This window comes from Arthrobacter sp. OAP107, from assembly GCF_040546765.1.
GTDB lineage: Bacteria > Actinomycetota > Actinomycetes > Actinomycetales > Micrococcaceae > Arthrobacter.
On record NZ_JBEPOK010000001.1, the window covers coordinates 79,004 to 104,198 of the forward strand.

General features: G+C 67.5%; 23 protein-coding genes and 1 pseudogene. 10 read left to right on the top strand and 14 right to left on the bottom strand.

The features are described 5' to 3' along the window. From ABIE00_RS00330 to ABIE00_RS00350, 5 genes are all read left to right on the top strand, one after another. On the top strand, positions 1–657 hold the full coding sequence (locus ABIE00_RS00330) for a nucleotide exchange factor GrpE (RefSeq protein WP_354255261.1): 657 nt from the start codon (positions 1–3) through the stop codon (positions 655–657). A 112-nt stretch (positions 658–769) separates the two neighbouring features. Beyond that, positions 770–1,747, top strand: a complete 978-nt coding sequence (locus tag ABIE00_RS00335) for a DnaJ C-terminal domain-containing protein (protein WP_331574405.1) — start codon at positions 770–772, stop codon at positions 1,745–1,747. Between the two features lie 15 nt (positions 1,748–1,762). Beyond that, complete coding sequence (locus ABIE00_RS00340) at positions 1,763–2,185, top strand: heat shock protein transcriptional repressor HspR (protein WP_331574403.1); 423 nt, start codon at positions 1,763–1,765, stop codon at positions 2,183–2,185. Between the two features lie 206 nt (positions 2,186–2,391). Next, entirely contained in the window at positions 2,392–5,070 is a 2,679-nt protein-coding gene (locus ABIE00_RS00345; protein WP_354255265.1) for a PEP/pyruvate-binding domain-containing protein, read from the top strand. Between the two features lie 148 nt (positions 5,071–5,218). Then, positions 5,219–6,907, top strand: coding sequence for an HNH endonuclease signature motif containing protein (locus tag ABIE00_RS00350; protein ID WP_354255267.1), 1,689 nt, complete (start codon positions 5,219–5,221; stop codon positions 6,905–6,907). Positions 6,908–6,989: 82 nt separating this feature from the next. Here ABIE00_RS00350 and ABIE00_RS00355 read toward each other — a convergent pair whose 3' ends face one another. The 5 genes from ABIE00_RS00355 to ABIE00_RS00375 all read right to left on the bottom strand — a co-directional run bounded on the left by ABIE00_RS00355 (position 6,990) and on the right by ABIE00_RS00375 (position 11,660). Continuing rightward, a complete protein-coding gene (locus ABIE00_RS00355; RefSeq protein WP_354255269.1) occupies positions 6,990–7,946 on the bottom strand; it encodes a D-2-hydroxyacid dehydrogenase family protein in 957 nt (318 codons plus the stop codon). A 98-nt stretch (positions 7,947–8,044) separates the two neighbouring features. Further along, a complete protein-coding gene (locus tag ABIE00_RS00360; protein WP_354255271.1) occupies positions 8,045–8,437 on the bottom strand; it encodes a universal stress protein in 393 nt (130 codons plus the stop codon). Then, a complete protein-coding gene (locus ABIE00_RS00365; protein WP_354255273.1) occupies positions 8,434–10,149 on the bottom strand; it encodes a tripartite tricarboxylate transporter permease in 1,716 nt (571 codons plus the stop codon). The genes ABIE00_RS00360 and ABIE00_RS00365 overlap by 4 nt, the downstream gene beginning before the upstream one ends. Then, positions 10,150–10,653: a tripartite tricarboxylate transporter TctB family protein gene (locus ABIE00_RS00370; RefSeq protein ID WP_331574393.1), complete on the bottom strand. Its 504-nt coding sequence runs from the start codon at positions 10,651–10,653 to the stop codon at positions 10,150–10,152. It lies immediately after the preceding gene. Next, on the bottom strand, positions 10,650–11,660 hold the full coding sequence (locus tag ABIE00_RS00375) for a Bug family tripartite tricarboxylate transporter substrate binding protein (RefSeq protein ID WP_331574391.1): 1,011 nt from the start codon (positions 11,658–11,660) through the stop codon (positions 10,650–10,652). The genes ABIE00_RS00370 and ABIE00_RS00375 overlap by 4 nt, the downstream gene beginning before the upstream one ends. A 232-nt stretch (positions 11,661–11,892) precedes the next feature. Between ABIE00_RS00375 and ABIE00_RS00380 the strand changes: the two genes are divergently transcribed. Continuing rightward, complete coding sequence (locus tag ABIE00_RS00380; protein WP_354263228.1) at positions 11,893–13,467, top strand: sensor histidine kinase; 1,575 nt, start codon at positions 11,893–11,895, stop codon at positions 13,465–13,467. A gap of 12 nt (positions 13,468–13,479) precedes the next feature. Next, positions 13,480–14,148 (top strand): response regulator, encoded by a 669-nt coding sequence (locus ABIE00_RS00385; protein WP_354255277.1) that lies wholly within the window; start codon positions 13,480–13,482, stop codon positions 14,146–14,148. 42 nt (positions 14,149–14,190) lie between these two features. On the opposite strand, the gene ABIE00_RS00390 is transcribed toward ABIE00_RS00385, so the two are convergent. Together ABIE00_RS00390 and ABIE00_RS00395 are read right to left on the bottom strand one after the other, a co-directional pair. Next, entirely contained in the window at positions 14,191–14,772 is a 582-nt protein-coding gene (locus tag ABIE00_RS00390; protein WP_354255280.1) for an adenylate kinase, read from the bottom strand. A 4-nt stretch (positions 14,773–14,776) separates the two neighbouring features. Next, positions 14,777–15,874: a chitinase gene (locus ABIE00_RS00395; protein ID WP_354255283.1), complete on the bottom strand. Its 1,098-nt coding sequence runs from the start codon at positions 15,872–15,874 to the stop codon at positions 14,777–14,779. A 305-nt stretch (positions 15,875–16,179) separates the two neighbouring features. Here ABIE00_RS00395 and ABIE00_RS00400 point away from each other — a divergent pair. After that, positions 16,180–16,685, top strand: a pseudogene (locus tag ABIE00_RS00400) (isochorismatase family protein). Positions 16,686–16,719: 34 nt separating this feature from the next. Here ABIE00_RS00400 and ABIE00_RS00405 read toward each other — a convergent pair. The 3 genes from ABIE00_RS00405 to ABIE00_RS00415 form a co-directional block, all read right to left on the bottom strand. Next, positions 16,720–17,988 (bottom strand): RNA polymerase sigma factor, encoded by a 1,269-nt coding sequence (locus tag ABIE00_RS00405; RefSeq protein ID WP_354255286.1) that lies wholly within the window; start codon positions 17,986–17,988, stop codon positions 16,720–16,722. Positions 17,989–18,030: 42 nt separating this feature from the next. Next, complete coding sequence (locus tag ABIE00_RS00410) at positions 18,031–18,459, bottom strand: YciI family protein (protein ID WP_354255289.1); 429 nt, start codon at positions 18,457–18,459, stop codon at positions 18,031–18,033. Positions 18,460–18,696: 237 nt separating this feature from the next. After that, positions 18,697–19,548, bottom strand: a complete 852-nt coding sequence (locus tag ABIE00_RS00415; protein WP_354255292.1) for a Rieske (2Fe-2S) protein — start codon at positions 19,546–19,548, stop codon at positions 18,697–18,699. Between the two features lie 110 nt (positions 19,549–19,658). Between ABIE00_RS00415 and ABIE00_RS00420 the strand changes: the two genes are divergently transcribed. Next, a complete protein-coding gene (locus tag ABIE00_RS00420) occupies positions 19,659–20,891 on the top strand; it encodes a benzoate/H(+) symporter BenE family transporter (RefSeq protein WP_502914177.1) in 1,233 nt (410 codons plus the stop codon). Here ABIE00_RS00420 and ABIE00_RS00425 read toward each other — a convergent pair. The 4 genes from ABIE00_RS00425 to ABIE00_RS00440 all read right to left on the bottom strand — a co-directional run bounded on the left by ABIE00_RS00425 (position 20,888) and on the right by ABIE00_RS00440 (position 23,553). Further along, positions 20,888–21,745 (bottom strand): prephenate dehydratase, encoded by an 858-nt coding sequence (locus tag ABIE00_RS00425; RefSeq protein ID WP_354255295.1) that lies wholly within the window; start codon positions 21,743–21,745, stop codon positions 20,888–20,890. The genes ABIE00_RS00420 and ABIE00_RS00425 overlap by 4 nt on opposite strands. A gap of 68 nt (positions 21,746–21,813) precedes the next feature. Continuing rightward, positions 21,814–22,176 (bottom strand): cupin domain-containing protein, encoded by a 363-nt coding sequence (locus ABIE00_RS00430; protein ID WP_354255298.1) that lies wholly within the window; start codon positions 22,174–22,176, stop codon positions 21,814–21,816. Positions 22,177–22,493: 317 nt separating this feature from the next. Further along, positions 22,494–22,727: a sigma factor-like helix-turn-helix DNA-binding protein gene (locus ABIE00_RS00435; protein ID WP_354255301.1), complete on the bottom strand. Its 234-nt coding sequence runs from the start codon at positions 22,725–22,727 to the stop codon at positions 22,494–22,496. A gap of 82 nt (positions 22,728–22,809) precedes the next feature. Further along, the gene (locus tag ABIE00_RS00440; protein WP_354255304.1) at positions 22,810–23,553 is read right to left on the bottom strand and encodes a FadR/GntR family transcriptional regulator; all 744 of its coding nucleotides are present in this window, start codon (positions 23,551–23,553) and stop codon (positions 22,810–22,812) included. 216 nt (positions 23,554–23,769) lie between these two features. Between ABIE00_RS00440 and ABIE00_RS00445 the strand changes: the two genes are divergently transcribed. Then, on the top strand, positions 23,770–25,134 hold the full coding sequence (locus tag ABIE00_RS00445; protein ID WP_354255307.1) for an MFS transporter: 1,365 nt from the start codon (positions 23,770–23,772) through the stop codon (positions 25,132–25,134). Positions 25,135–25,195 lie beyond the last annotated feature (61 nt).

A 25,195-nucleotide genomic window follows, 5' to 3' on the forward strand; every position in this document is an offset into this window, starting at 1 on the left:
ATGCCGCACCACGGTAACGAAGAAGAGCACAACTCTTCCAGAGACCAGGGCAGCAAGCGCGACGAGCCGGTCATCCGGGACCACCGCAAGGTGGACCCGGTAACCGGGGAGGCCCGGCACCCGGAAGGCGGCCAGGCCGCCTCGGAAGCGGATTCCGACGGCGACGCGCTCGCCCAGGCTGAGGAAATCCTCAACCAGGTCGAGGTCCCCGCTGAGGAGTCCGTAGCGCAGGGTACCGAGGCCGCCGCGGCGGCGGAGCTGAAGAACGACCTGCTCCGCCTCCAGGCCGAGTACGTCAACTACCGCAAGCGCGTCGAACGCGACCGCGCCGTGGCAGGGGAGATGGCCGTCATCGGCGTCCTGAACTCCCTGCTCCCGGTGCTGGACGACCTCGACGCCGCCCGCCAGCACGGTGACCTCGCGGATGGCCCGTTCGCCGCGATCGCCACCAAGCTGGAGAACGCGCTGAAGACGTACGGCCTGACCCGCATCGACGAGACCGGCGTGGAGTTCGACCCCACCATCCACGAGGCCCTCATCCAGCAGCCCGGCGATGATATCGAGGTTGACACCGTCAGCCAGGTGCTCCGCTCCGGCTACAAGTCAGGCGACCGGGTCCTCCGGGCAGCACAGGTCATCGTCGCGGTACCTGCGTAGTTTTACCTCCACGCCTCCGCGGATGAGGGGGCCACTCCCGGGCCTCCTCATCCGCGGCGGCGTTCGGCGGTAATCTCGCCTTATCGTTTTGCACATTTGAAAGGAAACGCCATTGGCTAGCCAGGACTGGGTGGACAAGGACTTTTACAAGATCCTTGGTGTTGCCAAGGACGCTTCCGACGCTGACATTAAGAAGGCTTACCGGAAGCTCGCCCGGCAGTACCACCCTGACACTAACTCCGGGGATACTGCTGCGGAGAAGAAGTTCAAGGACATCTCCGAAGCGTATTCTGTGCTGTCCGATCCTGATGAGCGGCAGCAGTATGACGCCATCCGGGCCATGGGCGGCGGCGCCCGCTTTGCCCCGCACGGCGCGGGAAGCACCGCGAACGGCGGCTTCGAGGACCTCTTCGGCGGCCTGTTTACCGGTGGCGGCGGCCGGCACTCCGGCGGGTTCAGCACAGCCGGCGGCGTTCCGCCCGAGTTCGCCGACCTGTTCGGCGGCGGCTTCGGGGGCGGACCGGCCGGGTTCCAGCGAGCCCCGCAGAAGGGCGCCGACCGAACGGCGAGCACCAGCATCTCCTTCGCCGGGTCAATCCGCGGCACCACCATCGGGCTGCGTGAACCGGACGGTGAGGTCATCGACGTCCGGGTGCCTGCGGGCATCAAGGACGGTCAGAAGGTGCGAGTCCGGGGCAAGGGCCAGTACGGCCCGGCGGGCAACGGCGACCTTCTGGTCACCGTCAACGTCAAGCCCCATGACTTTTACACGCGCGACGGCGACAACCTCCGGATCCACGTACCCGTCAGCTTCCCCGAGGCTGCTTTGGGCGCCGACATCGAGGTTCCCACGATCGACGGCGAACATGTCCGGGTCCGCGTTCCCGCCGGCACCCCGTCAGGACGTACCTTGCGGGTCAAGGGCCGCGGTGTGAAGACGTCCAAGGCCACCGGCGACCTGCTGGTGACCATCGACGTCGCTGTTCCGCAGAACCTGAGCAAGGAAGCCGAGGAGGCCGTGAAAGCATTCGCAGCCGCCACCGCCGGTGCGGACGTCCGCCAGGGCCTGGCAGCCAAGGCCCGGCTTTAGGGGCGGGTGCCGGCCGTGGAAATCAATTTCGATCAGCCGATCTTCGTCATCTCGGTGGCCGCCGAGCTCGCCGACATGCACCCGCAGACACTCCGCCAGTACGACCGGCTGGGCATCGTTTCGCCCAGCCGCGCGCCGGGCAAGTCCCGCCGCTACTCCCAGCGGGACGTGAACCGGCTCCGCGAGGTGCAGCGGCTGTCCCACGAAGGCGTCTCGCTTGAGGGGATCAAGCGCATCCTGGAGCTCGAAAACCAGGTTGCTGCCCTGCAGCACCGGGTGACCGAACTGACCGAGGAACTGGCCCGCCGTCGTGAGCCATTGGAGTCCCGGATCTTTGCCGCCGGCACCGCCGGTGACGTGGTGAGCCTGGCGCGCGGCCAGCGGCCCCGGCCCCGTTCGCAGGCCGTGGTGGTGTGGCGGCCGCGCGGCGACCTCTAACCGGCCGCGTCTAACCAGCCGCATCCGGCCGCCCGGCCGGACCAGCCGTGTCCAGCCGTGTCCAGCCATCCCCGGACGGCGTTGCCCCTTGCGGCGTTCCCCATTGCCAGAATCGGGTGCAGTGCCAGAATAGGGTGCAGTGCCGGAACGGGGTTATCGGCCGCAATGCCGCGGTCCCGGCTCCCGGGCAGAAGGGACGCAAGGTCATGACCTACATCAAGGACTTTGACCAGCTGGGACGCAGCGATGTGGACGAGGCAGGCGGCAAGGGCGCCAATCTAGGCGAGCTGGCCCGGGCTGGTTTCCCAGTGCCCCCGGGCTTCGTACTCACCACGGCGGCCTACCAGGACTTCGTCAACGCCAACGGGATCGCTGGCCGCATTCTTGAGCTCGCCGCCCTTCCGGCCGGCGCCTCGAACCATGACTATGACGCCGCCGCGGGGCAGATCCGCGCCCTCTTCGCCGAAAGCACGATGCCCGAGGAGATCGGTCGGGAACTCCGTGCTGCCTACGGGCGGCTGGGACAACAGGCCGCGGCGGTCGGTGAGGATGCAGCAGCGCCGGTGGCAGTGCGCTCCTCAGCCACCTCGGAAGACCTCGCCTCGGCCAGCTTCGCCGGCCAGCAGGACACCTATCTCAACGTCTCCGGGCCCGACGCCGTCGCCGCCGCCGTCGTCGAGTGCTGGGCGTCACTTTGGAACGCGCGCGCCATGGCATACCGCTCACGGAACGGCTTCGACCCGGCCACCGTGCGCCTCGCCGTGGTGATACAGGAGATGGTCGACGCCGCGGCGGCCGGCGTCCTGTTCACCGCCAATCCCGCCACCGGCCGGCGTGACCAGGTGGTGATCAGTGCCGCCTGGGGGCTGGGCGAATCAGTGGTCAGCGGGGCCGTCACCACCGACGACGTCGTGGTGGATGCTGCGACGGGCCGCGTGGACCAGCGCCGGACGGCGGACAAGAACGTTATGACGGTCTACGACGGAACGGGCACCCGGGAGCAGGCTGTGCCCGAAGAGAAACGCCGGGAGCCCGTGCTCGACGACGATGCGGCGGCGGCGCTGGCCTGCCAGGGGACAGCCATCGCCAAGCACTTCGGGTCGCCCCAGGACATCGAATGGGCGCAGGCGGCAGGGGAGTTCTTCATCCTGCAGGCCCGCCCCATCACCGCGCTGCCGGAACCCTCGGCCGATCCCCCGACGGAGTGGCCGCTGCCGTATCCGGACGGGATGTACTTCCGGGCCAGCATCGTCGAGCAGTTGCCGGACCCGTTGTCACCCCTGTTCGCCGACCTCATCGACGGCTCCGTGGCGAAGTCGCTGAACGCGCTGCTCAACGAGGCATTCGGCAAGAGCGTGGTGCGGCCCGGGGACGTCTCGCTGCCCACCGTCAACGGCTACGCGTACTACTACTACAACAACGCCGGAATGCGGCGGGTCATGGGCAGGTCGCTGACGGCCATGCGTGCACTGGCCCAGGGCAAGGCGCACATGGGAATCAAGGGCTGGCGCGACCACTCGCACCCGAAGTACCGCGGACTGGTGAAGTTCTGGGCGGCCAAACCGCCGGCGGATCGTCCGGCCGCCGAACTGCTGGACGGCATTTCGGCGTTGCTCGACGCCGGCGCCGCGTACTACACCGCGGTCCAGTCCATCATCCCCATCGCCGCCACCAGCGAGATCATGCTCCGGAGCTACTACGACAAACTCGTCCGTCGGCCCGGTGACCCCTCGGCGGAGGTCTTCCTCCTCGGCTACGACAGCGAACCCATCCGCGCGGAGAAGTCCCTGTACGACCTTGCCGTGTGGACCCGCGAAAGCCCGCCGCTGGCTGCGGCGGTCACGGAAGGCTTAGCGGACGCCATCGCCGAAGCTCTCCGCAGCGGCACGCCTCCCGCTGGCGTGGACGGAGATGTGGACCCGGCACAGTGGGACGAGTGGTGTTCCCGCCTCCAACGGCACCTGGACCGGTACGGGCATGCCGTCTATAACCTGGATTTCGTCAATCCTGTGCCGGCCGATGACCCGTCCGCGCTGCTCGAGACCCTGAGATACTTCGTGCGTGGGCAGGGCAAGGATCCGCACGAGCGCCAGCAGCGGTCTGCCGACCGGCGGGAGGAGCAGGCCCGGCTGATCAGCGCCAGGCTGGGGCCGCGCCGTAGGGCCGTCTTCCGCAGGCTGCTGCGCTGGGCACAAAAAGCGGCGCCCGTCCGTGAGGACGCGCTGGCCGACGTCGGACTGGCCTGGCCGCTGATGCGGCGGATGCTGCTGGAACTGGGGGAGCGGCTGACGGCTGGGGGCGTCGTCGCGGCTCCGTCCGACATCTTCTGGCTCCGCCTCGACGAGCTCCGCAACGCCATCGAGTTCGGGCTGGCCACGCCCGGCGCGGCCATCACCGGCACGGACCGGCCGGTGCGGGCGGAAGCCGTTGAACAGCGCAAGATGCTGTGGCGTGGCCAGCGAAAAGCCGCGGCCCCGCAGCTGCTGCCGGAAAGCCGGTGGATGGAAAGGGTATTCGGCAGCATGATGCCCGCACGGTCGGTGCAGGAGGCCGGGGACGTCATCACCGGCGTGGGCGCGAGCTCGGGGCGGGTGAGCGCGCCGGCCCGGCTGCTGCACGGCCCCGACGACTTCGCCAGCATGCGGCCCGGCGAGGTGCTGGTGGCACGCATGACCACCCCCGCCTGGACGCCGCTGTTTGCGATGGCGTCCGCCGTTGTCACGGACGTTGGCGGGCCACTGAGCCACAGCTCAATCGTCGCCCGGGAGTACGGCATCCCTGCCGTCCTGGGAACGGGGGTGGCCACCCAGCGGGTGTCCAGCGGGCAGCAAGTTATGGTCGACGGCGACGCCGGCACAGTCACGCTGGACAGTTCCGGAACCTGACCCCAAGCAGGTTGCAGATCAGGGCGTTCTGAGCGCTGGGAATGCCCTGGTCTGCGACCCGGTTTTCATTCAAGAAGTTTTTCGGCCGGTCCGCATGGGGTGTGCTTTCCGCCCTTATATTGTCGTAGCCCCCTGTCATGCTGTGGGTATGGATAGCGCAGTAGTTGCGGAGACGTTGGAGGCCATCGGTGCCTCTGCTCTTTCGCTGGCTGCTGGGCTGGAGCGGGTGGCTGGGTTGGAGCGGGCGGCTGGGTTGGACCGGGCGGCTGGGTTGGAGCGGGCGGCTGGGTTGGAGCGGGCGGCTGGTCCGGGTCCGCTGCCTGGTGCGGTGGATCCTTTGGGGGATCTGGCGGATGCGTGCCTGGAGGGTCTGGCCGGTGTGGCTGCGATGGAGGCCCGGCTGGCGGCGGTGAAGGTGCACCTCGCCGCGGGGTTCGCCGCGGCGGAGGAGGCCATGACTCCGCCGGGCGCGTCCGGGCAGGACCGCACCGTCCGGCAGATGTCGCTGACTGCTGAGGTGGCGTGTGCGCTGACCGTCAGCGAAGGGTCGGCGGGACGGTTGCTGGTCGAATCCGCCAAACTCACCAGGGATCTGCCGTTGACGCTGGCCGCGCTCGGGGCGGGAACGCTGTCGTGGCAGCACGGGCGGATCATGTGCGACGAGACCGAGGGGCTGGGCCCGGAAGCGGCGGCGGCGTTCGAGGCGCATTTTTTGGACCCGGACGCACCCGGGTATGCGCGGGGTTGCCCGGCGGGGGAGCTGACGCCGGCGAGGTTCCGGGCCAAGGCGCGGTACTGGCGGGAACGGCATCACCCGGTCAGCATCGAAAAACGCCACCACAGGTGTGTGCAGGACCGGCGGCTGGAGTATGCCCCGGACCGGGACGGCATGGCCTGGCTCTCGGCGTATCTGCCCGCGGACCAGGCCGCCGGGATCTGGAACCGCACCACCACCGCCGCCCGCGCCATGCAGGGCCCGGCCGAAACCCGCACCCTGACCCAGCTCCGCGTCGACGCAGCCGCCGCATGGCTGCTCGGCCCGGCACTGCCGGTGGACGGTTCCGCTGACGACCCGGCCACAGCATTCATTCCCGCAGCTCTCGCGCCGACAGATTCCCTGCCCGCCGACTCTCCGGGGGCCATTGACGTGCCAGCCCGCGGCCCCATCCAACCCGGCGGGATACCGTCCCCGGGAATACAGCCCGGCGGTGTGCCGTCCCCGGGACTGCATCCCGGTGGTGTGCCGTCCCCGACGGCGCAGGTCCTGGTCACCGTGCCGGTGTTTTCGCTGCTCGGCCTGTCCGGGGAACCGGCCACACTCGACGGGCACGGTCCGATCCCGCCGTCCATGGCCCGCCGGCTCGTCGCCGACGGCGCAACCTCATTCCTCCGGGTCCTCACCGACCCCCGCGACGGAGCACCACTGGAGATCGGCCGCACCAGCTACCGGCTGACCAAACCGAGGCGCCAATGGCTGCGGCTCCGCGACGCCAAGTGCACGTTCCCCAACTGCAACAACCACTCCCTGGACAACGACGCCGACCACATCCTCGCCTGGGCCGACGGCGGCGGCACCGGCGTTACCAACCTCGGCCAGCCCTGCCCCAAACACCACAGGCTCAAACACACCACGCAATGGAGACCGGTCGGCGCCACCCGCGACACCCCACCGGGCTGGACCTCACCCAAGGGACGGTCCTACCCGGCCGAGCACCAGGACTGGGAACCACCCACCTGGCCAGAGGACTTTGACCCGGCGCCTGCTGCGGACCCCATTCCGCTGCCTCTGGATCCTTGGCCCGACTGGCCCGACGGGGTGCCACTCACGGCCGCCTGAGGACGGCTCTGCTCTCGATGAAGCCCATCATTCCCGTTGTCGGTTGTCTTCCGTTGCAGCAGTTTCCTACCTTCCGGAAACGCTACGGCGCGAGCACCCGGATCGGTGCGCCGTCCAGCCACGCCGTGACGTCCTCGAGCGCGCCGCCGAAGAACGCGCGGTAACTGGCGTCGGTCACGTATCCCAGGTGCGGGGCCAGCAGGGTCCGTGGCGCGTCAAGAAGGGGATGGCCGGCCGGCAGCGGTTCCTGGTCGAACACGTCGAGCGCCGCCCCGCGGATCCAGCCCTCATGCAGCGCCGTGACCAGCGACTGCTGGTCCACCAGGGGACCGCGGGCGGTATTCACCAGCACGCCGTCCGGGCCGAGCAGCCGCAGTTCGCGTTCACTGACTATTCCCTCCGAGCGCGGCGATAACCGCAGATGCAGGGACACGACGTCGGACTCCCGGAACAGCTCTTCCTTGCCCACCTTCCGGGCACCGGCCGCCGCGGCGGCCTCCTCGGTCAGATTCTGGCTCCAGGCCAGCACCTCCATACCGAAGGCCCGGCCGTAGCCGGCCATCCGCGTCCCGATCTTCCCGAGCCCCACGATTCCGAGGGTCTTGCCGGACAGTTCGAAGCCGACGCCGGTCTGCCACCGTCCGTCGCGAAGTCCGGCCTCCTCCTGCGTAAGGTTCCGGGCAAACGCCAGCAGCAGTGCCCACGTCAGCTCGGGCGCGGCCGTGGGCGAGCCGCCCGTTCCGCAGACGGTGATCCCCAGCCGTGATGCTGCCTCCACATCGATCGAGGCATTGGCGGCGCCGGTGGTGACAAGCAGCTTCAGCCGGGGCAGCTTTTCAAGGACGCTTTCGGGAAACGGCGTCCGCTCCCGCATGGCAATGATGATGCTGGAGTCCTGCAGTGCTTCCACAACCTCCGCTTCCGTGGCGAGGTGCCGGTTGAACGCGGTGACGGCGACGCCACGCTGTTCGAGGGAGCTCCAGTCGGCGAAGCTGTGGGCCACGCCTTGGTAATCGTCGAGAATCGCGAGCTGCTGCATGCTGTCCTTCTGCCGTGAAATGAGACCTGCGCTGAATGAAACCGGCGCTTAAACCAAGGAGGCAGGAACCTGCCGAAGCAGGCCCCTACCTCCTGAGGCTAGCTGGCTTTGACGGCCAGCACAGGGCACGATGCCTCCAGCAAAATCTGCTGGGCCGTGCTGCCCATGATCAGCTTCCCTACCGGGGTCCGCTTCCGGAGGCCGATCACGATGAGTTCGGCCCGGTACTTTTCCGCGGCGTCCAGCACCTCGTTGGCCGCGTCGTTGCCGCGGACCGGTTGCAGGACCAGGTGCTCAATCCCTTCCTGCTCCAGCCGGTCGGTCACCTGGTTGATGTCGGCAGCCTGGGCGTACCGCTTATCCACCATGGCGTCTCCCCGGGAGGAGTTGATGATGACCAGCCGCGTTTGGCTCTTGTGGGCCTCCGTGATGGCCCGGTCCAGGGCAGCCGTGCCCTCGGCGGTGGGGACGTAGCCGACAATGATGCTCATTCGTTCTCCTGTCCGTGGTTGGCGTGGCTGGCATGGTTGGCGTCCGCCCGGCGGCGGCCGGCATCAGCAGGTCGTTTGGCCGCAGATCGCACGGCAGCGGGTGCCTCAACAGCGGGCGAAAGATAGGATCCGGCTTCAGATTCCTCAACCGGGCGTCCCGCGGCAGAGTGTTCATCAACAGAGGGTCCATCGGCGGGCCCACCGGCCATGGCCAGCGCGGCGGGCCGCGGCCGCAGGCGGCGCCAGAGCCTGGCCAGGAGCGGCCAAGCCAGGACAACGGCAACGATGATGTAGACGACGACGGCGATCGGCTCGCTCCAGAGGCCGGACACGTCGCCCGCGCTCAGCTGCAGGGTCTTCCGCAGCTGGCCTTCGGCGCGCGGCCCGAGGATGAGGCCGAGGATCAGCGGCAGGACGGGCAGGCCGTAGCGGCGCATCATGAAGCCGAGCGAGCCAAGGACCAGCAGGATCGCCAGGTCGAAGGCCTGCAGGTTCACTGCGTAGGCGCCCAGCGTGGCGAAGAACAGGATGCCGGCGTACAGGTACGGGCGCGGCAGGCGGAGCAGCTTGGCCCACACCGGCGCCAGGGGCAGGTTGACCAGCAGGAGCAGCGTGTTGCCGATGAAGAGGCTGGCGATCAGCGCCCACACCAGGGGGCCTTCATTCTGGAACAGCAGCGGGCCGGGCTGGATGCCGAACTGCACGAACGCGGCGAGCATCACGGCGGCCGTCGCGTTCGTCGGCAGACCCAAGGCGAGCATCGGGGTCAGCGTGCCGGCAGCGGCGGCGTTGTTGGCAGCCTCGGGCCCGGCAACGCCCTCGATGGCACCCTTGCCGAACTCCTCAGGGTGCTTGGAGAGCCGCTTCTCCGTGACGTAGGAGAGGAAGGTCGGGATCTCGGCGCCGCCGGCAGGCAGCGCACCGAAGGGGAAACCGAAGGCCGTGCCGCGCAGCCACGGCTTCCAGGACCGCTTCCAGTCCTGCTTGCCCATCCAGGGCCGGCCGACCGGGATGATTTGTAGGGGTGTGCGGCGCAGGTGCGCCGCGACCCAGAGGGCCTCACCGACGGCGAAAATCGCCACCGCGACAACGACGACGTCGAGGCCGTCAGCCAGCAGGGGCTGGCCGAAGGTCAGGCGACGCTGGCCTGTCACGGAGTCGATGCCCACCAGGCCGATGGCCAGGCCGAGGCCGAGGGAAGCAAAGCCGCGCAGCCGTGAGGCGCCCAGGACTGCGGTGACTGCCAGCAGCGCGAGCATCATGATGGCGAAGTAGCTCGGCGAACCGAGGCTGACGGCGAACTGGACGACGATCGGCGCGAAGACCACCAGGAGTGTGGTGCCGATGGTGCCGGCGACGAACGAGCCGATGGCCGCCGTCGCCAGCGCCTGGGCGGCTTTGCCGGCCTTGGCCATCTTGTTGCCCTCGATAGCCGTGATCACCGAGGACGATTCGCCGGGAGTGTTGAGCAGGATCGACGTCGTGGAGCCGCCGTACATGCCGCCGTAGTAGATGCCCGCGAACATGATGAATGCGCTGGTGGGTTCCAGGACGGTTGTCACGGGAAGCAGCAGGGCCACGGTCATGGCCGGCCCGATGCCGGGCAGCACGCCGACGGCGGTGCCCAGCAGGACGCCGATGAAGGCGTACAGGAGGTTCATGGGGGTCAGCGCCGTCGCGAACCCGCCCATGAGTGAGGACCAGATGTCCATCTAGAGAATCCCTTCAAGAAGCCCGGCGGGAAGTGCGATGCCAAGGCCGAGGTAGAAGCCGTAGAAGGTCAGCAGGGACAGCGCCAGGGAGATCAGTCCGTCGCGGACGTAGTGGCGGCTACCAAGGGCCCAGACGCTGCCCCAGAAGAGCACCGTTCCGGAGATGACCCAGCCGGCCCAGTCGATGAGCAGGATGTTGGCGATGAACGCGCCGGCCAGCGGGAGGACGGTCTTCCAGTCAGCGGGGTGGGTCAGGTCGACGTCCTCGCCGGCCTCGGCCTCGCCGCGGCCGCCGCGCAACACATTGACCGCCAGCATGACTGCGCAGACCAGCAGGAGTGCTCCCACGATGAGGGGAAGGGTTTTGGGGCCCACCGGATCTGACTGGGAGTAGGGCACAACCAGGCGCGCTGCGTCCAGCAGGACCAGGGCGCCGGCCGCCCCGAGCAGGGCTGCAACGCCCAGCTCGGAGCGGCCTTTAAGGCGGGTGGACAGAGAGGTCACGCCAGGCCGAGCTTCGTCAGGACGTCGGCGACGCGCTTGTCCTGGTCGGTCAGGAAGGACTTGAACTCATCGCCGGTGATGAAGGCATCGGTCCAGCTGTGCGTCTTCAGGGCTTCCTTCCAGGCCGCCGACTCGTGCATCTTCTCCAGCGTGGCGATCAGGGCGTCGCGGTCTGCGTCGCTGATGCCGGGAGGGGCCACGATGCCGCGCCAGTTGGTGAAGACCAGGTCGATGCCGGATTCCTTGAGGGTGGGGGCGTCCACGCCTTCCAGCCGCTTCTCGCCGCTCGTGGCGAGGACGCGGACATCTCCGGACTTGATCTGCTGCAGGTATTCGCCGGCGCCGGAGGCCGCGAAGCCCAGCTTGTTGCCGATGATTGCCGGGAGCAGGTCGCCGCCGCCGTCGTAGGAGACGAAGTTGACCTTGGTGGCGTCGATGCCCACGGCGCCAGCGAGCTGCATGGGCAGGAGGTGGTCCGGGCCGCCGGGCGAGGAGCCGCCGCCGACGCTGACCTTGGACGGGTCCTTCTTCCAGGCGGCCACCAGGTCGTCGATGGTCTTGTACGGGGAATCCTTGGACACCATGATGGCGCCGGGCTCTTCGATGAGGCGGGCCAGCGGGGTGGTGTCGGTCAGCTTCGACTCGGACTTGTTGGTGTAGCTGGCGCCGACGACGCCCAGCCCCATGAGCATGGCGAGGTCGCCGTTGCCCTTTTCGTTCACGACGCGCGCCAGGCCCACCGTGCCGCCGGCGCCGGCCAGGTTGAAGACTTCGGTGTTCGGGGCGAGCTTCTCGTCGTCGAGAACCTTCGCCGCCGCCCGGGCGGTGGTGTCGTAGCCGCCGCCGGCGGTGTTCGGCACCATGATCCGCAGCCCGGTGAGGGGTGCGACGCTGGCTCCACTCGTGGAGGGGCCGGCGGCAGTCTTGCCGGTAGCTCCGCAGCCGGACGCCATCAGGGCAATGCCTGCGGCTACTGCGGCCACGCGCAGTGCGCTCATTCCGCGCATGTTGTTCCTCTTCTCGTTTTTGGTCCGTTTGATCGGGGTGGTTCCGATGCTAGGGCCCAACGTGACCGGGCTCACTCTTGTGTAAGCAGAGAAAGTTAAGTTCATTTCGTTCACGTTTCCGCGCTCCAACGGGGCGGCAAACGGAGGGCCGGGCCCGGTACCGTGTCAGGTATAGTTCACCCCACCCACGCACCCACAGGAAGAACAGCAGCACATGACTCGACGGCGAGGAATGTCCCTTGCGGGGCAGTATCTTCGGCTGCAGCTCCTGATCGTATTGGCTGTGCTCGTGGCCGTGGTGGCGATCTCGCTGGCCCAGTCGGCGGCAGCTTTTGAACGCGTTGAGGGCCGCCGGGCCCTCTCGGCCGCGGAGACGCTGGCAGCGAATCCGGCCGTCCGAAGCCTGCTGCCGGATGCCCAGCCCCAGGGCAACTCCGTGCTCCCCTCGGTGTCCGAAGCGGTGCGCACGATTTCGGGATCCTCCCAGGTGGCACTGGCCCGGGCCGACCGGACGGTGGTGACGTCGTCGGATCCGTCCCAGGAGAGCCGCCAGCTGGAACTCGGTGACAGCGCGGTAATGTCCGGGCGGGCGTGGACCGGGGTGGTCGGCACCGGAACCGGCGAAGCCGTTGTGGCCCACGTGCCGGTGCTGGACGACGCCGGGAAGATGGTGGGCATCGCCGTGGTGGGCAGGAGCTTCCCGTCCGTGCTGGAGCGGCTGGGCGATGCTGTTCCGAACCTGCTGACCTATCTGGGCGTGGCAAGCGTCCTGGGCGTGGCCGGTTCGCTCCTGCTGGCCCGCCGCGTCAAACGCCAGACGCTGGGCATGGAGCCGGAGGAGATCACCGGCCTCGTGGAGAACCGGGAGGCGATGCTGCACGGGCTCAAGGAAGGCGTGGTGGCGCTGGACCCCCAGCAGCGGATCACGGTGGCCAACGACAGCGCGCGGAGCCTGCTGAACCTGCCGCACGACTGCGTGGGCAAGGATCTCGGGAGCCTTGCGGTGCCGCCGATGCTGCGCGAGGTCCTCACCGAGGACCAGCCCGGCCCGGACCGGCTGGTCCTGGTGGGCGAGAAGCTGGTGGTGCTGAACCGGATGCCGATCCGCTCGCACGGCCGCGTGATCGGCTCCGTCACCACCCTGCGGGACAGGACGGAGCTGGCGTCCCTGGAACGCGAGCTGGGCACGACGCGGACTGCCACCGACACCCTCCGGGCGCAGGCGCACGAGTTCGCCAACCAGCTGCACACCATCTCCGGCCTGATCCAGATCGGTGAGTATGACGCCGTCGTCCAGTTCGTCAACGGCACGACGTCGAACCGGACCCGCCTGAACGACGACGTGACCAGCAGGATCGAGGATCCCGCCCTGGCCGCGCTGTTCATTGCCAAGTCCAGCCTCGCCGCCGAGCGCGGAGTGTCCCTGCAGCTCGCCGATGAGTCCCGGCTGGGCAGGGTGGATGAGGAACTGTCCCGTGACCTGACCACCGTGGTGGGCAACCTGGTGGACAACGCGCTGGACGCCGTCACCAACACCTCCGAAGCCAAGGTCGAGGTCCTCATCGAACAGAACGACGGCGGCGTTCGGGTTGACGTGCGGGACTCCGGACCGGGGGTTCCGGTGGAGGTCATGGACGACATTTTCCGGCAGGGGTTTAGTACCAAAAATTCGCCCGACGGCGGCCGCGGCTATGGCTTGGCCCTCGCCAGGGTGGTCTGCCAGCGCCGCGGCGGGCGGCTCACCGTCCGGAACGACCACGGCGCGGTATTTACGGCACTGCTGACGCGCAAAACCGCCGATGCATAAAGGGGAGCAGCCTTGATCAACGTACTTATCGTCGATGACGACTTCATGGTGGCTAAAGTCCACGCCGGTTTTATCCAGCGCACGCCGGGGTTCGCCGTCGTCGGGGTGGCGCACACGGGCGCGCAGGCGGTGCTGGAGACCGCACGGCTGCAGCCGGACCTGGTGCTGCTGGACATCCACCTGCCCGATGTCAACGGCCTGGACCTGATGCACCAGCTGCGGGACGTGGCGCCCGAGCTGGACGTGCTGGTGATCAGCGCTGCGCGCGAGGTGGAGACCGTGCGGAAGGCGCTCCGCGGCGGGATCGTGCACTACCTCATCAAGCCGTTCTCGCAGACCGACCTGCAGGAGCGGCTGGAGCACTACCGCAACACCTACCAAAGCCTCGACTCGTCCAAGGACGTGGCGGAGCAGTCGGACGTCAACCGCGTCTTTGGGCTGGAACGTGCGGACCGGCCGCTGCCGAAGGGCTGCAGCGCCGAGACGCTCCAGCTGGTGGAGAAAGCGCTGCGCGCCGGTGGCGGCGACGTGTCGGCCGCGGAACTGGCTGAGCAGGTGGGCACCTCGCGTGTCAGTGCCCGGCGCTATCTCGAGTACCTCAACGACGAGGGGCTGGTGGACGTGACACTCAAGTACGGCGTCGGGCGTCCCGAGCGGCGGTATGTGTGGAAGGCGGGGTGAAGGGCTGCCCAGTACAGCGCTGGTTTCAGGACAGGGCTGGTTTCAGGGCTGCGCCCTGATGGCTTCAATGCCCTGCAGCGCGCTGACGGTGACCGAGTCCATGTCCGCCGTGCCGTCAACTCTCACCACCAGGGCACGCCGGCCATAGCGTTCGATGACGGGCTCCGTCTCCTGCCGGTACAGCTCGAGCCGGTGCCGGATGACGTCCTCGGTGTCATCGCTGCGTCCCTCGGCGTCGGACCGGAGCAGCAGCCGGCGGACGATTTCGTCGTCGTGGGCGGTAATTTCCACCACCGCATCGAGCCTGGTTCCGGCCGCATCCAGGATGCCGTCGAGGTCGTCCATCTGGCTCACGGTGCGCGGATAGCCGTCCAGCAGGAAGCCGTCCCTCGCGTCCCGTTCCTGCAGCCGCTCCCGCAGCATTGCCGTGGTGAGGCTGTCCGGGACGAGGTTGCCGGCGTCGAGGAATTCCTTGATTTCCCGGCCTAGGGGCGAGCCGTTGGCCAGATGGCTGCGGAACATGTCCCCGGTGGAGATCTCCGGGATGTGCAGCTGTCCGCTGAGCCGTCGCGCCTGGGTGCCTTTGCCCGAGCCGGGCGGGCCGATGAGCAGGATGCGGGTCATGCGGCTAGCCCGTGTAGGACTGACTGAGCAATTTGGCGAACTCCCCCGGCTGCTGCTTGACACCGCTGCAGTTGTCAGAGGGTTTGCCGTCGGACTGGCTTGGTTTGGTCTGAGGGCATGGGCCGTCGCGGTTCACCGACCACATGGATATCCGGCTTATTCCTTGCTCCAAGGCAAAAGCGTTGAGTCCTTCCGCGTCACTGAGGGTAAATGTCTGCCCCTTGACGTCGTTTATTCCTACCATCGGCGTCAGCCCAATTCTCTTCCACACCGCCGCGCTGTCCAGTGGTTTGCCGGCCTTCCTGTACAAGGCGGAGAGCATGGCATGGGTGCCATTTGCAGCACTGGTTGACGCGCCGAGCATGCTTTGCCCGGCATCGAGCGGCCCGAAATTCATCACCATTATGTTGACGCCGGTGAGCTCGACTCCTGCCTCGAGCATGGTTTTTACGCCGAATTCCCCCTCGCTGGTCAGCCCGGTGTCTGAAACCGGGAGGGTCAGCCACACCTTGAGGGGTGCGTCAGGTCCACGTTCTTGCTGAAGTTGCGCGATGGCCTTAGAACGCCTCTTGGCCGCTGCCGCATCGGCCAGACCTGGGTCCTCAATGTCCAGATCGATCACGTCCAACCCGTACTTCGAAATCACCGCCGAATAGGCTTGGGCCAAGGCTGCTTCATCGGTGCAGGCCACTGCCAATTCTGTTCCAAGCTGTCCACCGAAGGCAACGGCCACGTCGTTTCCTTGGTGCCGGAATTGCTCGACCTGCGCGTCGAGATTGAGCTTGCTTCCGGCCTGCTCTAAATCGTAGAACCCGTCCCAAGACGGTTCGCAAGGGCTCTTGGGATCCGCCACGATGAATGACAACACCGTTGTGACCGACCCAAGGCTTGATGAGTGTTCTAACTGCTTGGAAGGAACGAGAGTCGTGTCGAAGTATCCCCCGAACCACGGCACACCGCCCGCCTGCGCCGTGGCTGGCGCTGACATCTGCTGCGTGGTGGTAACTCCCCCTGACGGCGGCGCGTCGCAGGCACTTGTTACAACTACGCCTAGCAGAGTTGCCCCCGCAAGCAACGCTTTAGCCAGCGCTAATTTAGGCATTTTATGCCGCCTCAATGGTAGATGGCGGGGCTCGAATTTGGATTACTATACTCCGGCGGGCTCCGTCCCTGCCAGCCAGGTCCCGATCCGGCGGACGATGACCGCGCAAGCGGTCGCACCTAAACTGATGCTTGCTGCCTTCAAAAGATACTCCGATTGCTTATGCCCGGCTGTTCCCAATGACAGCGCCGGCTCCTAGGCTGGATTCCCACCTACCCGCCGGCAGAGGAGCTCATCATGACCACGCCGAGACCATCATGACCACGCTGCCGGACCGGCCCAACACTGCCCTCGTGGTGCTTGATATGCAGAAGGGCGTCGTGGCCGAGGCACACCAGCGGGATGCAGTGGTGGCCAACATCGGCACGCTGGTGGACCGGGCCGCGCAGCAGGGGTACCCGTTGTCTGGGTCCAGCATTCAGACGACCGGCTGGAGAAGGGCAGCGAGGCCTGGGAGTACGTGCCCGAGCTGAGGCGCCGCGAGCAGGAATCGGTGGTGCATAAGTCATTCAGCGACGCCTTCGACGGCACCGACCTGGAGCAGGTGCTGGCTACGGCGGCGGTGGGCCGGCTGATGGTCTCCGGAGCGCAGACGGACGAATGCATCAGGTCCACCATCCACGGGGCCTTCGTCCGCGGCTACGACGTGACGCTGGTCGGCGACGCCCACACCACGGAGGACCTGACCGGGTGGGGCGCCCCTCCGCCGGACCAGGTCATTGCGCACACCAACCTCTACTGGAAATACCACACGGGGCCAGGCCGGACCGCCGGGGTGGCAGAGACCAAGGACGTCACCTTCGGCGGCTGAGCCGGACGGCCGGAGCTGAGCAGGACTGGCCAGGTTAACCGGGCAAGGGGCCCGGCGCCGGCGAGATGCCTGCGGCGCGCTCCTCCAGAAGCTCCCGTGTGCGCTGGTTCCTGGCCAGTCCGGCAGCCGTGATGAATTCGGAACGCGCCTCCCCGGCCCGCCCGAGCCGGACCAGCAGCTCGCCGCGGACGCTTGGCAGCAGGTGCGTTCCGCGCAGGGCACCCCCGGTGGCGAGGCTGTCCACGATGGCCAGCGCGGCTGCCGGTCCCGTAGCCATGGATACCGCCACGGCCCGGTTCAGTTCCACCACGGGGCTGGGCGCGATCCTGCCCAGCGCCTCATAGAGCAGCACGATCCGCTGCCAGTCGGTGCCATCGACGCTTGGCGCGATCGAGTGGCACTCGGCGATCGCAGCCTGCAATGCGTAGTTGCCGAGGCCCCGCCCCAGCGCGTCGCAGCGGCGCAGGGCGGCACGGCCCCGTCCGATCTGCGCCCGGTCCCACCGGGTCCGGTCCTGGTCCGCCAGCAGGACCGGTGACCCGTCGGGCCTGGTGCGGGCCGGGAAACGGGAGGCCTGGAACTCCATCAGCGCCACCAGCCCGTGGGCCTCGGGTTCGCGGGGGACCAGCCCGGCCAGGATGCGCCCGATCCGCAGTGCCTCGTTTGCCAGGTCGGGCCGAATCCACGCGTCCCCCGAGGTGGCGGCGTAGCCTTCCGTGAACATTAGATACACGACGCCGAGGACCGTGCCCAGCCGGGCGCCCCACTCGTTGGGCTCGGGAACCTCGAAAGGCACCCGGGCCGCCGCGAGCGTTTTCTTGGCCCGCACGATGCGCTGCTGCACGGTGGCGACCGGAACGAGGAAGAGCCGCGCAATTTCCTCGGTGGTGAGGCCGCCCACCACCCGCAGGGTCAGTGCCATCTGGGCCTCCCGGGAGAGGACCGGATGGCAGGCGGTGAACACGAGCCTGAGCACGTCGTCCTCCAGCGGAACCCAGGGCACGCCGTCGTCATCCTCCAAGTCCCGGGCAATGGCCCGGTACCGCTCCTCGAGCCGCTCGGACCGGCGCCACGCATCGATGGCCTTGCGCTTGGCGACAGCGGTGAGCCATGCGGCAGGATTGCCCGGCGTCCCGGATTCCGGCCATTGGGCCAGGGCCTCGGCCAGGGCTTCCTGCGCCAGGTCCTCGGCGAAGCCCACGTCCCGGGTGGCACGGGCGAGGGCCGCGATGATGCGGGCGCCCTCGATGCGCCACAGCGCATCAATCCGACGCCGGACCGAGGCCGCCGCCTCCTCACTCACGGGCCCGCCAGCCACAGCCTGCCCGTTCCTGCCGGCCCGCACTCAGGGCTGGTTCAGTTCCTGGCGCCACACCGCTTCCTTCTTGATGTACTCGTTGTCGGCGAAGTCGGCGAAGTCGTCCGCCTCGGCTATCCGGCGGACCTCAAGCTTCGAACCGGGACCCAGCGGGCAACGGCTCGCCCACTCCTTCGCCTCTTCCTTGGAGGCCACCTGGACAATCCAGAAGCCGTTGAACAGCTCATGCGTTTCGCCGTAAGGGCCGTCCGTCACCACGGGCGGTTCCTCGGCAAAATCGACCACGAAGGCCGAGCCTTCGGACAGATCGGTCAGGCCCTCGCCGGCGAGCATGACGCCGGCCTTGATGAGCTGTTCGTTGTAGGCGCCCATCTGGTTGAGGATCTCCTCGAACGGAACCTGCTTCGACGCTTCGATGGCTTCGTCCGTGGCGCGCATGATGAACATGTACTTCATGGTTCTCTCCTTGCCTTGACGTGGACGCCGTGTGCGTCCGTCTACTATCCCGTCGAACGGGTCTTGCGGAAATCGACAGGCATCCGGAAATTTTTTTGGCCGGGACTTCCGGGGACGCGAACGGGATCGCAGCACGTCGGCCGTCCTGCCCTGGACGTCCTTGGTGCTGCCGTCGGCCGCTGCGCCCTTGATGGCCCATTCGGCGATGGCGAGGGGAAAGGCCTTCCAGCGCCTTTTCTAGCCGCGCCGGCGGACCTCAACCTGGCCGTCATTCACCCTGGCTTCGTAGCTTGGCTGCGGAGTGGTTGCCGGCCCGCGGACGATGTGGCCGTCGCCGAGCCGGAACGTACTGCCGTGCCAGGGGCAGGTGACGCAGCCGTCGGCGATGGTTCCCTCCTCGAGCGGGCCGCCCATGTGGCTGCACACGCTGTCGAGGGCCAGGATCCCGGCCCCGGAGCGGTACAGCAGGACGGAGACTTTGCCTGCATCCACTTTCCGGTGCTCCCCGTCAGCGAGTTCGGATTCCGCCAGGACGGGTGTCCACTTTCTGGGTCCTGTCCTGTCTGCTGTCCTGTTGACGTTGACCGCGTTGCTGAAGGTGAGGTGGCCGCCGAGGAAGCCGCCAAACATCAGGACGCCGAAGCCGGCCAGCCCAAGTGTCTTTCCGATGCTCCGGCTGCCCGAGGCGCGGGCCACGGCCGAGGACGAAAACAGGCACAGCGCCGTTCCGTTGGCCACCGCGTGGACCAGGCCCACCCTTCGTGATTTTCCCTGCGTGTCTGACCAGTCGTTGAGGCCGGCCGCTGCGGTTGGTAGGGCCGTTGCTATTCCGACGGCGACCAGGATGTCCGCGGCCGGCTCGGAGGCGGGCCCTCCAACGGCGTCCAGGACAGTTGCCATAGTCCATGCGCCGATGGGGAAGTCGGTCAGGACGGGATGAAGCGGGTGGCCCAGGGCCGTGCCGCTGAGGGTGTTGCGGACAGGCCGCGGCTGCACGGCCTTTCCAACGGCCTTGGAGATGGCGGACGCCACCCCGTCCAGCCGGTCGAAGTGTTCAATGGCATCAACTAACGCGTGCAGCGGGTTCACGGCGGACTCCTTCGGCCTGGCGGTCAGGGCAGGTGGTCCACCAAAGTCTGCATCGCCCTGGACACGATGACAAGGTACCGGCGTGGCAGTCTCCGGTAACGTACTTTCACATGCCGCTGTCATCACCCCGAATATCCCTCGACCCCGCTGCCCCGGTCTCCGAGGGGCTGGTAAGGCCGGTCATGGCCGGCATCGTGACGGCGCTGGTAGGTTTCACGTCGACCTTCGCCGTAGTCCTTTCCGGCCTCCGTGCCGTGGGGGCGAACCCGCAGCAGGCGTCGAGCGGTCTCCTGGCCCTTTGCCTGGTGGTGGGAATCGGCGTCGTAGTCCTTGCCTGGCGGACCCGGCTGCCGGTGACCCTCGCCTGGTCAACGCCGGGCGCCGCCCTGCTGGCGGTCGCGGGAGTGCCCGACGGCGGGTGGCCGGCGGCCGTCGGCGCCTTCCTGGTGACCGGGGTTCTGATCGCTGTGACGGGGCTGGTCCGCCCGCTGGGCAGGCTCATCAGCAGCATTCCCAGGGCGCTGGCGCAGGCCATGCTGGCGGGGGTTTTGCTGCAGTTGTGCCTTGCCCCGGTGAAGGCGCTGCAGACTGCCCCGCTGCTGGTGGTTCCGGTCCTGCTCTGCTGGCTGGTGCTGTCACGGTTCGCGCCCCGCTGGTCAGTTCCCGGCGCGCTGGCAGTGGCGCTCGCCGGCATCGCAATACAGCTGGTTGTTGAAGGACGGGCAGTGCCCGCGGAGGGCCTGCTGCCGGCGATGGAGTGGACCACGCCTGCCTGGTCGCTGGGCGCCGTGGCGGGGATCGCGCTGCCGCTGTACATCGTCACCATGGCATCCCAAAACGTTCCCGGCGTGGCGGTGCTGGGGTCGTTCGGTTACCGGGCTCCCTGGCGGGCATCCATGCTGGTCACCGGGGCCGGTACGCTGCTGGCAGCTCCGTTCGGCGGACATGCCATCAACCTTGCCGCGCTCAGCGCAGCTTTGGCCGCAGGGGAGGAAGCAGGCGCAGAGCGCGGCCGGCGCTGGGTGGCCGGCTTCGTATCGGGGTTGGCCTACCTAATCCTGGGTGCCTTCTCCGCGGGGCTCGCCGCGCTGGTGGCCGCGGCTCCGCCGGGGGTCCTGGAGGCAGTCGCCGGACTCGCCCTGCTGGGCACGCTCGCCGGGTCTGCCGCCTCGGCGCTGGCAGAGCCGGGCGAGCGGACGGGCGCCGTAGTGACCTTCCTGGTGGCCGCATCAGGGCTGAGTTTCCTGGGCATCGGGGCGGCGTTCTGGGCCCTGCTGGCAGGCCTGCTGGTCCGGGAAGCCCTCAAGGTCCGGAACAGGCCGCAGGGCAACACCGCGGGTTAGCTGCCGGCCGCACGCTGTGTTCTGTGTTCGGCGGCCGGGTAGACGCCAAGGATCCACACCTCAGTGGTGAAGAAGTCCAGTTCCTCCAGGGCCAGCTTCAGCGGCAGGTCCTCGGGGTGCCCCTCGACATCCACCATGAACATGGTGGCGGCAAACTCGTTGCCCACCATGTAGCTTTCCAGCCGGGTCATGTTCACGCCGTTCGTGGCGAAGCCGCCCAAGGCCTTGTAGAGGGCGGAAGGGACGTTCCGCACACGGAACACGAAGCTGGTGACGGCCGGACCGGGCAGTGCCTCCCGGGCTGGAAGTCCGGTTTCCCTGGCCAGGACCACAAAGCGGGTGGTGTTGGAGGGATCGTCCTCGACCGCTGATGCCAGGACCTCCAGCCCGTAGAGCTCGGCGGCCAGCGGCGGCGCAAGGGACAGCTTGGTGGGGTCGTTCCAGTCGCGCACCTCGCGGGCGGACCCCGCGGTATCACCGGCGATCACGGGTTTGAGGCCGGCCTCGCGGATCAGCTTCCGGCACTGGCCCAGGGCATGAATGTGGCTGTGGACCTCAGTGGCACCCTCGATGGTGCTGCCCGGAATGCCGAGCAGGTCGAAGTGGATGGGCAGGAAGAACTCCCCCACGATCTGCAGGCCCGAGTGCGGCAGCAACAGATGGATGTCCGCCACCCTGCCGGCGATGGAGTTCTCGATCGGGATCATCGCCAGATCGGTCTGACCGCTTGACACTAACTCGAAGGCGTCCTCGAAGCTGGCGCAGGGAACGCTTTCCAGATGGGGGAACATCTGCTTGCAGGCAATATCTGAGTTGGCGCCGGGCTCACCCTGGAACGCAATTTTCTGGGCCATGTTCCGTATGATGTCACGCCCGGCGCCAGCCAACCCAAACGCGGGTTGGCGCGGCACCGGCGTGCTGCTCACCTCTTCGCGTAGTCCGAGAACCCTTGCCAGTCGATTACGACGCAGGGTTCATCGCCAACGGTCCAGGCATCATGTCCGGGCGCCATGATGGCGAAATCGCCGGGCCCGTACTCCATCTCCTCGCCGTCGTCCATGACAACTTTCATCCGCCCCGAGATGAAGTAACCCATGTGGGACGCTTGGCAACTGTCCGTCTTGGCGATCGGTTTTACGTGCTCAGACCACCGCCATCCCGGCTCGAACGTGGCCCGGCCGACTCCGCCGCCCTCCATGTGGACCAGCTGGAGCTGGCCCTTGCCGTCCTCAAACGGCCGGGTCTCCTCGGGGGAGTCGAAACTCTTGCGGATTAGACTTGCCACCGTAACCTCCTGTTGTGGGTATTTCTGCTTCCGGGATAAAGGCTTGGAACGCAGATGTTGCTGCCTGATACGCCACGTTGTAGGCCCGCCCGGCCGGCATGTCAAGGACTCAACGAATCGGCCTGCCTGCGTGGCAAACCGGTCTAGGTGCGGGCGAGCCGCGCGATGTCCCCCTGAATTCACTGACCATGGATCCGGTGACCGTGGCCTTTTCTGGCTGACCGCCGGCAGGTAGCTGTCCGTCGTCAGCGAGTGATCTTTTCCATGGAATACAGGTTAGAAAAACCGTTGCTTTCCAGCCGCAGCCCGCAAGCAGCTTAAAGCCGCTCCGGGGCTTGAGCGCCCTGGTCCAGCAACCGGCGCAGGCTCCGCAGGGCGGCCAGTGCCCGGCGGCTGACCAGGGCGGGGGAAATGTCGAACTGCGTGGCCACCTCGGCGACTGTGAGCCGGCCGTAATGCAGGGCCAGCAGGACGTCGCGCTGCTCCATTTCGAGCATCATGAGGGCCTCGCTGACGCGGGAGCCCGCCGGCTCGCTCTGGGCATTGACCATGGACACAGGCTGACTCGGCGCCCTTCGAGATTCCTGACGGCGGCACCCCCAAACAGGGCGGCCCCGGCCGCGGCCCGACCCCCTACTGGGCGGCGTCGAACCCCGCGAGCAGCCGGCGCGTGGCAGTCTGCATGTGGGAACGCATGGTCGCGGTGACCGCGGCGGCATCGTGGGCCTCCAGCGCGGTGAAAATTGCGCGGTGCTCCTTCAGCGCCGCGGCCGCATGGCCTTCGTCGGTCAGGGCCCGGTCCACCCAGATGCGAAGCAGCGAGCGGATGCTTTGCAGCAGCTCCCGGAGTACCTGGTTGCCCGAACTGACAGCGATCTCACGGTGGAACGCTGCGTCCGCCTCGACGAACGCGGCCAGGTCCTCGAGGTTGTCCTCCATGGCCTGCAGGTTCTCGCGCATGCGGCCCAGTGCAGCGTCGTCGATGCGTTCAGCGGCCAGCTGCGCGGCCTGCACCTCGAGCCCGCTTCTGAGCTCCACCAGCTCGCGGGTGCGGGGGGCGCCCAGCATCAGGCCCCAGCTCAGGGTCCGCGGCAGCAGTTCCGAGACGCCGTCCCGAAGATAGGTGCCGGAGCCCGGGCGCACGATCACAATGCCCAGGATCTCCAGGGCCGCCAGCGCTTCGCGGACCGCCGACCGGCCAACGCCGAGGGATGCCGCAAGCGTGCGTTCGGCAGGAAGCCTGGTGCCGGCTGCGATGTCTCCGCTGGTGAAGTAGGCCAGCAGGCGCTCCGCAACCTCTGAAACCACCGATCCCTGTTCCATGGGGCCAAGGGCGGCGCTGATCCTGGCAGTAGCGGCTGCGGAGTTTTCGGGCATCTTCAAAGGGTAGCAACCGGCTGACCAATTCCCGGCGGACAACGGCGGTCAGGCAAGGAAATCCGTCAACCGGTTGACCAATTTGCCCCTCTCGCCTTATGGTTGATCTCACAACGCGTAGCCAATGCCGGTCTCCTTCCGGCGGACGGCATTGAGAGAAACCCCCAAGCATCCAGAGCAGGACGCGGCCGGGGCTACCAACATCTAGGAGTCAATGTGGACACCACACAATCGGTGGTCGAAAGATCTGCAATCAGGAAAGTGGCGATCCGGCTGGTGCCGTTCGTCGCTTTGATGTTCTTCATCAACTACCTGGACCGCACGGCCATCTCCTTCGCCGGTCCCAACGGCATGAACACGGACCTGGCCCTCGGTGCGGCGCAGTTCGGCTTCGCCTCCGGCGTCTTCTTCATCGGCTACATCCTGCTCGAGGTTCCCAGCAACCTGGCCCTGCACAAGTTCGGCGCCCGGCGCTGGCTGGCCCGCATTATGGTCAGCTGGGGCATCGTCTCGCTTCTGTTCACCTGGGTTGGCAACGTTGAGCAGCTCTACATCCTGCGCTTCATCCTCGGTGTAGCCGAGGCCGGTTTCTTCCCGGGCGCCATCCTCTTTCTGAGCCTCTGGGTTCCGGCCCGGCACCGCAGCAAGATCCTCGCGCTCTTCTACCTGGCCCAGCCGCTGACCACCGTCATCGGTGCCCCGCTGGCGGGCCTCCTCATCCAGCAGCACGGCCTCTTCGGCCTCGCCGGCTGGCGCGTCATGTTCTTCGGCGTTGCGGTCCCCGCGATCATCATCGGTGTCATCGCCTGGTTCTACCTGGCAGACAACCCGGCAAAGGCGAAGTGGCTCACCGCTGAAGAGAAGACCTGGCTGACGGGTGCCCTGGAGAAGGAAAAGAACGAGACCGTCGCCAGCAACAAGCACGTCAGCGTCCGCACCGTCTTCGGCAACGGCCGCGTCTGGGTCCTGTCCGCGATCTACTTCGGTTTCATCTACGGCCTCTACGCCCTCGGATTCTTCCTGCCCACCATCATCTCCGGCTTCGAAGGCCTCTACGGCGCCAAGTTCGATGTCTTCCAGAAGGGGCTCATCACCGCGATCCCGTACCTGCCGGCAGCCTTCGCCCTGTACTTCTGGTCCAAGGACGCCACCAGGCGGGGCGTCAAGACCTGGCACATCGCAGTTCCTGCCCTGGTGGGCGGCCTAAGCATCCCGCTGGCCCTGTTCGCCGGATCCCCGGCAGCCACCATCGCCGTCATCACCATCACGGCCATGTCCATCTTCGCGGCACTGCCCAACTTCTGGACCGTTCCCACGCAGTTCCTCACAGGTGCGGCAGCCGCGGCGGGCATCGCCCTGATCAACACCATGGGCAACCTGGCAGGCTTCAGCGCCGGCTACATCACCGGCTGGCTCAAGGACTGGACCGGCAGCTACACCGTCCCGATGTTCGTCGTCGGCGGCTTCATGCTCCTGTCCTGCGTCCTGATGCTGGCGCTCAGCCGCTCCGGCAAGGCCAGCGAGGGCATTCCCGCCGAGGCGCTGGACCCCACGGGCGCCGGACACCACTCCGAGCCCTGAGTGCCGGCTCGCCCAACTAACTCGCAGTTGTTGTCGTTTTGGACGGCCATAACGACAACAA

Bases quoted from the DNA above. Each gene is read 5' to 3' on its own strand.
- ABIE00_RS00330 (WP_354255261.1), top strand. From the start codon at position 1: ATGCCGCACCACGGTAACGAAGAAGAGCACAACTCTTCCAGAGACCAG.
- ABIE00_RS00345 (WP_354255265.1), top strand. From the start codon at position 2,392: ATGACCTACATCAAGGACTTTGACCAGCTGGGACGCAGCGATGTGGAC.
- ABIE00_RS00350 (WP_354255267.1), top strand. From the start codon at position 5,219: ATGGATAGCGCAGTAGTTGCGGAGACGTTGGAGGCCATCGGTGCCTCT.
- ABIE00_RS00355 (WP_354255269.1), bottom strand. From the start codon at position 7,946: ATGCAGCAGCTCGCGATTCTCGACGATTACCAAGGCGTGGCCCACAGC.
- ABIE00_RS00360 (WP_354255271.1), bottom strand. From the start codon at position 8,437: ATGAGCATCATTGTCGGCTACGTCCCCACCGCCGAGGGCACGGCTGCC.
- ABIE00_RS00365 (WP_354255273.1), bottom strand. From the start codon at position 10,149: ATGGACATCTGGTCCTCACTCATGGGCGGGTTCGCGACGGCGCTGACC.
- ABIE00_RS00375 (WP_331574391.1), bottom strand. From the start codon at position 11,660: ATGCGCGGAATGAGCGCACTGCGCGTGGCCGCAGTAGCCGCAGGCATT.
- ABIE00_RS00380 (WP_354263228.1), top strand. From the start codon at position 11,893: ATGTCCCTTGCGGGGCAGTATCTTCGGCTGCAGCTCCTGATCGTATTG.
- ABIE00_RS00390 (WP_354255280.1), bottom strand. From the start codon at position 14,772: ATGACCCGCATCCTGCTCATCGGCCCGCCCGGCTCGGGCAAAGGCACC.
- ABIE00_RS00395 (WP_354255283.1), bottom strand. From the start codon at position 15,874: ATGCCTAAATTAGCGCTGGCTAAAGCGTTGCTTGCGGGGGCAACTCTG.
- ABIE00_RS00410 (WP_354255289.1), bottom strand. From the start codon at position 18,459: ATGAAGTACATGTTCATCATGCGCGCCACGGACGAAGCCATCGAAGCG.
- ABIE00_RS00420 (WP_502914177.1), top strand. From the start codon at position 19,659: ATGCCGCTGTCATCACCCCGAATATCCCTCGACCCCGCTGCCCCGGTC.
- ABIE00_RS00425 (WP_354255295.1), bottom strand. From the start codon at position 21,745: ATGGCCCAGAAAATTGCGTTCCAGGGTGAGCCCGGCGCCAACTCAGAT.
- ABIE00_RS00435 (WP_354255301.1), bottom strand. From the start codon at position 22,727: ATGGTCAATGCCCAGAGCGAGCCGGCGGGCTCCCGCGTCAGCGAGGCC.
- ABIE00_RS00440 (WP_354255304.1), bottom strand. From the start codon at position 23,553: ATGCCCGAAAACTCCGCAGCCGCTACTGCCAGGATCAGCGCCGCCCTT.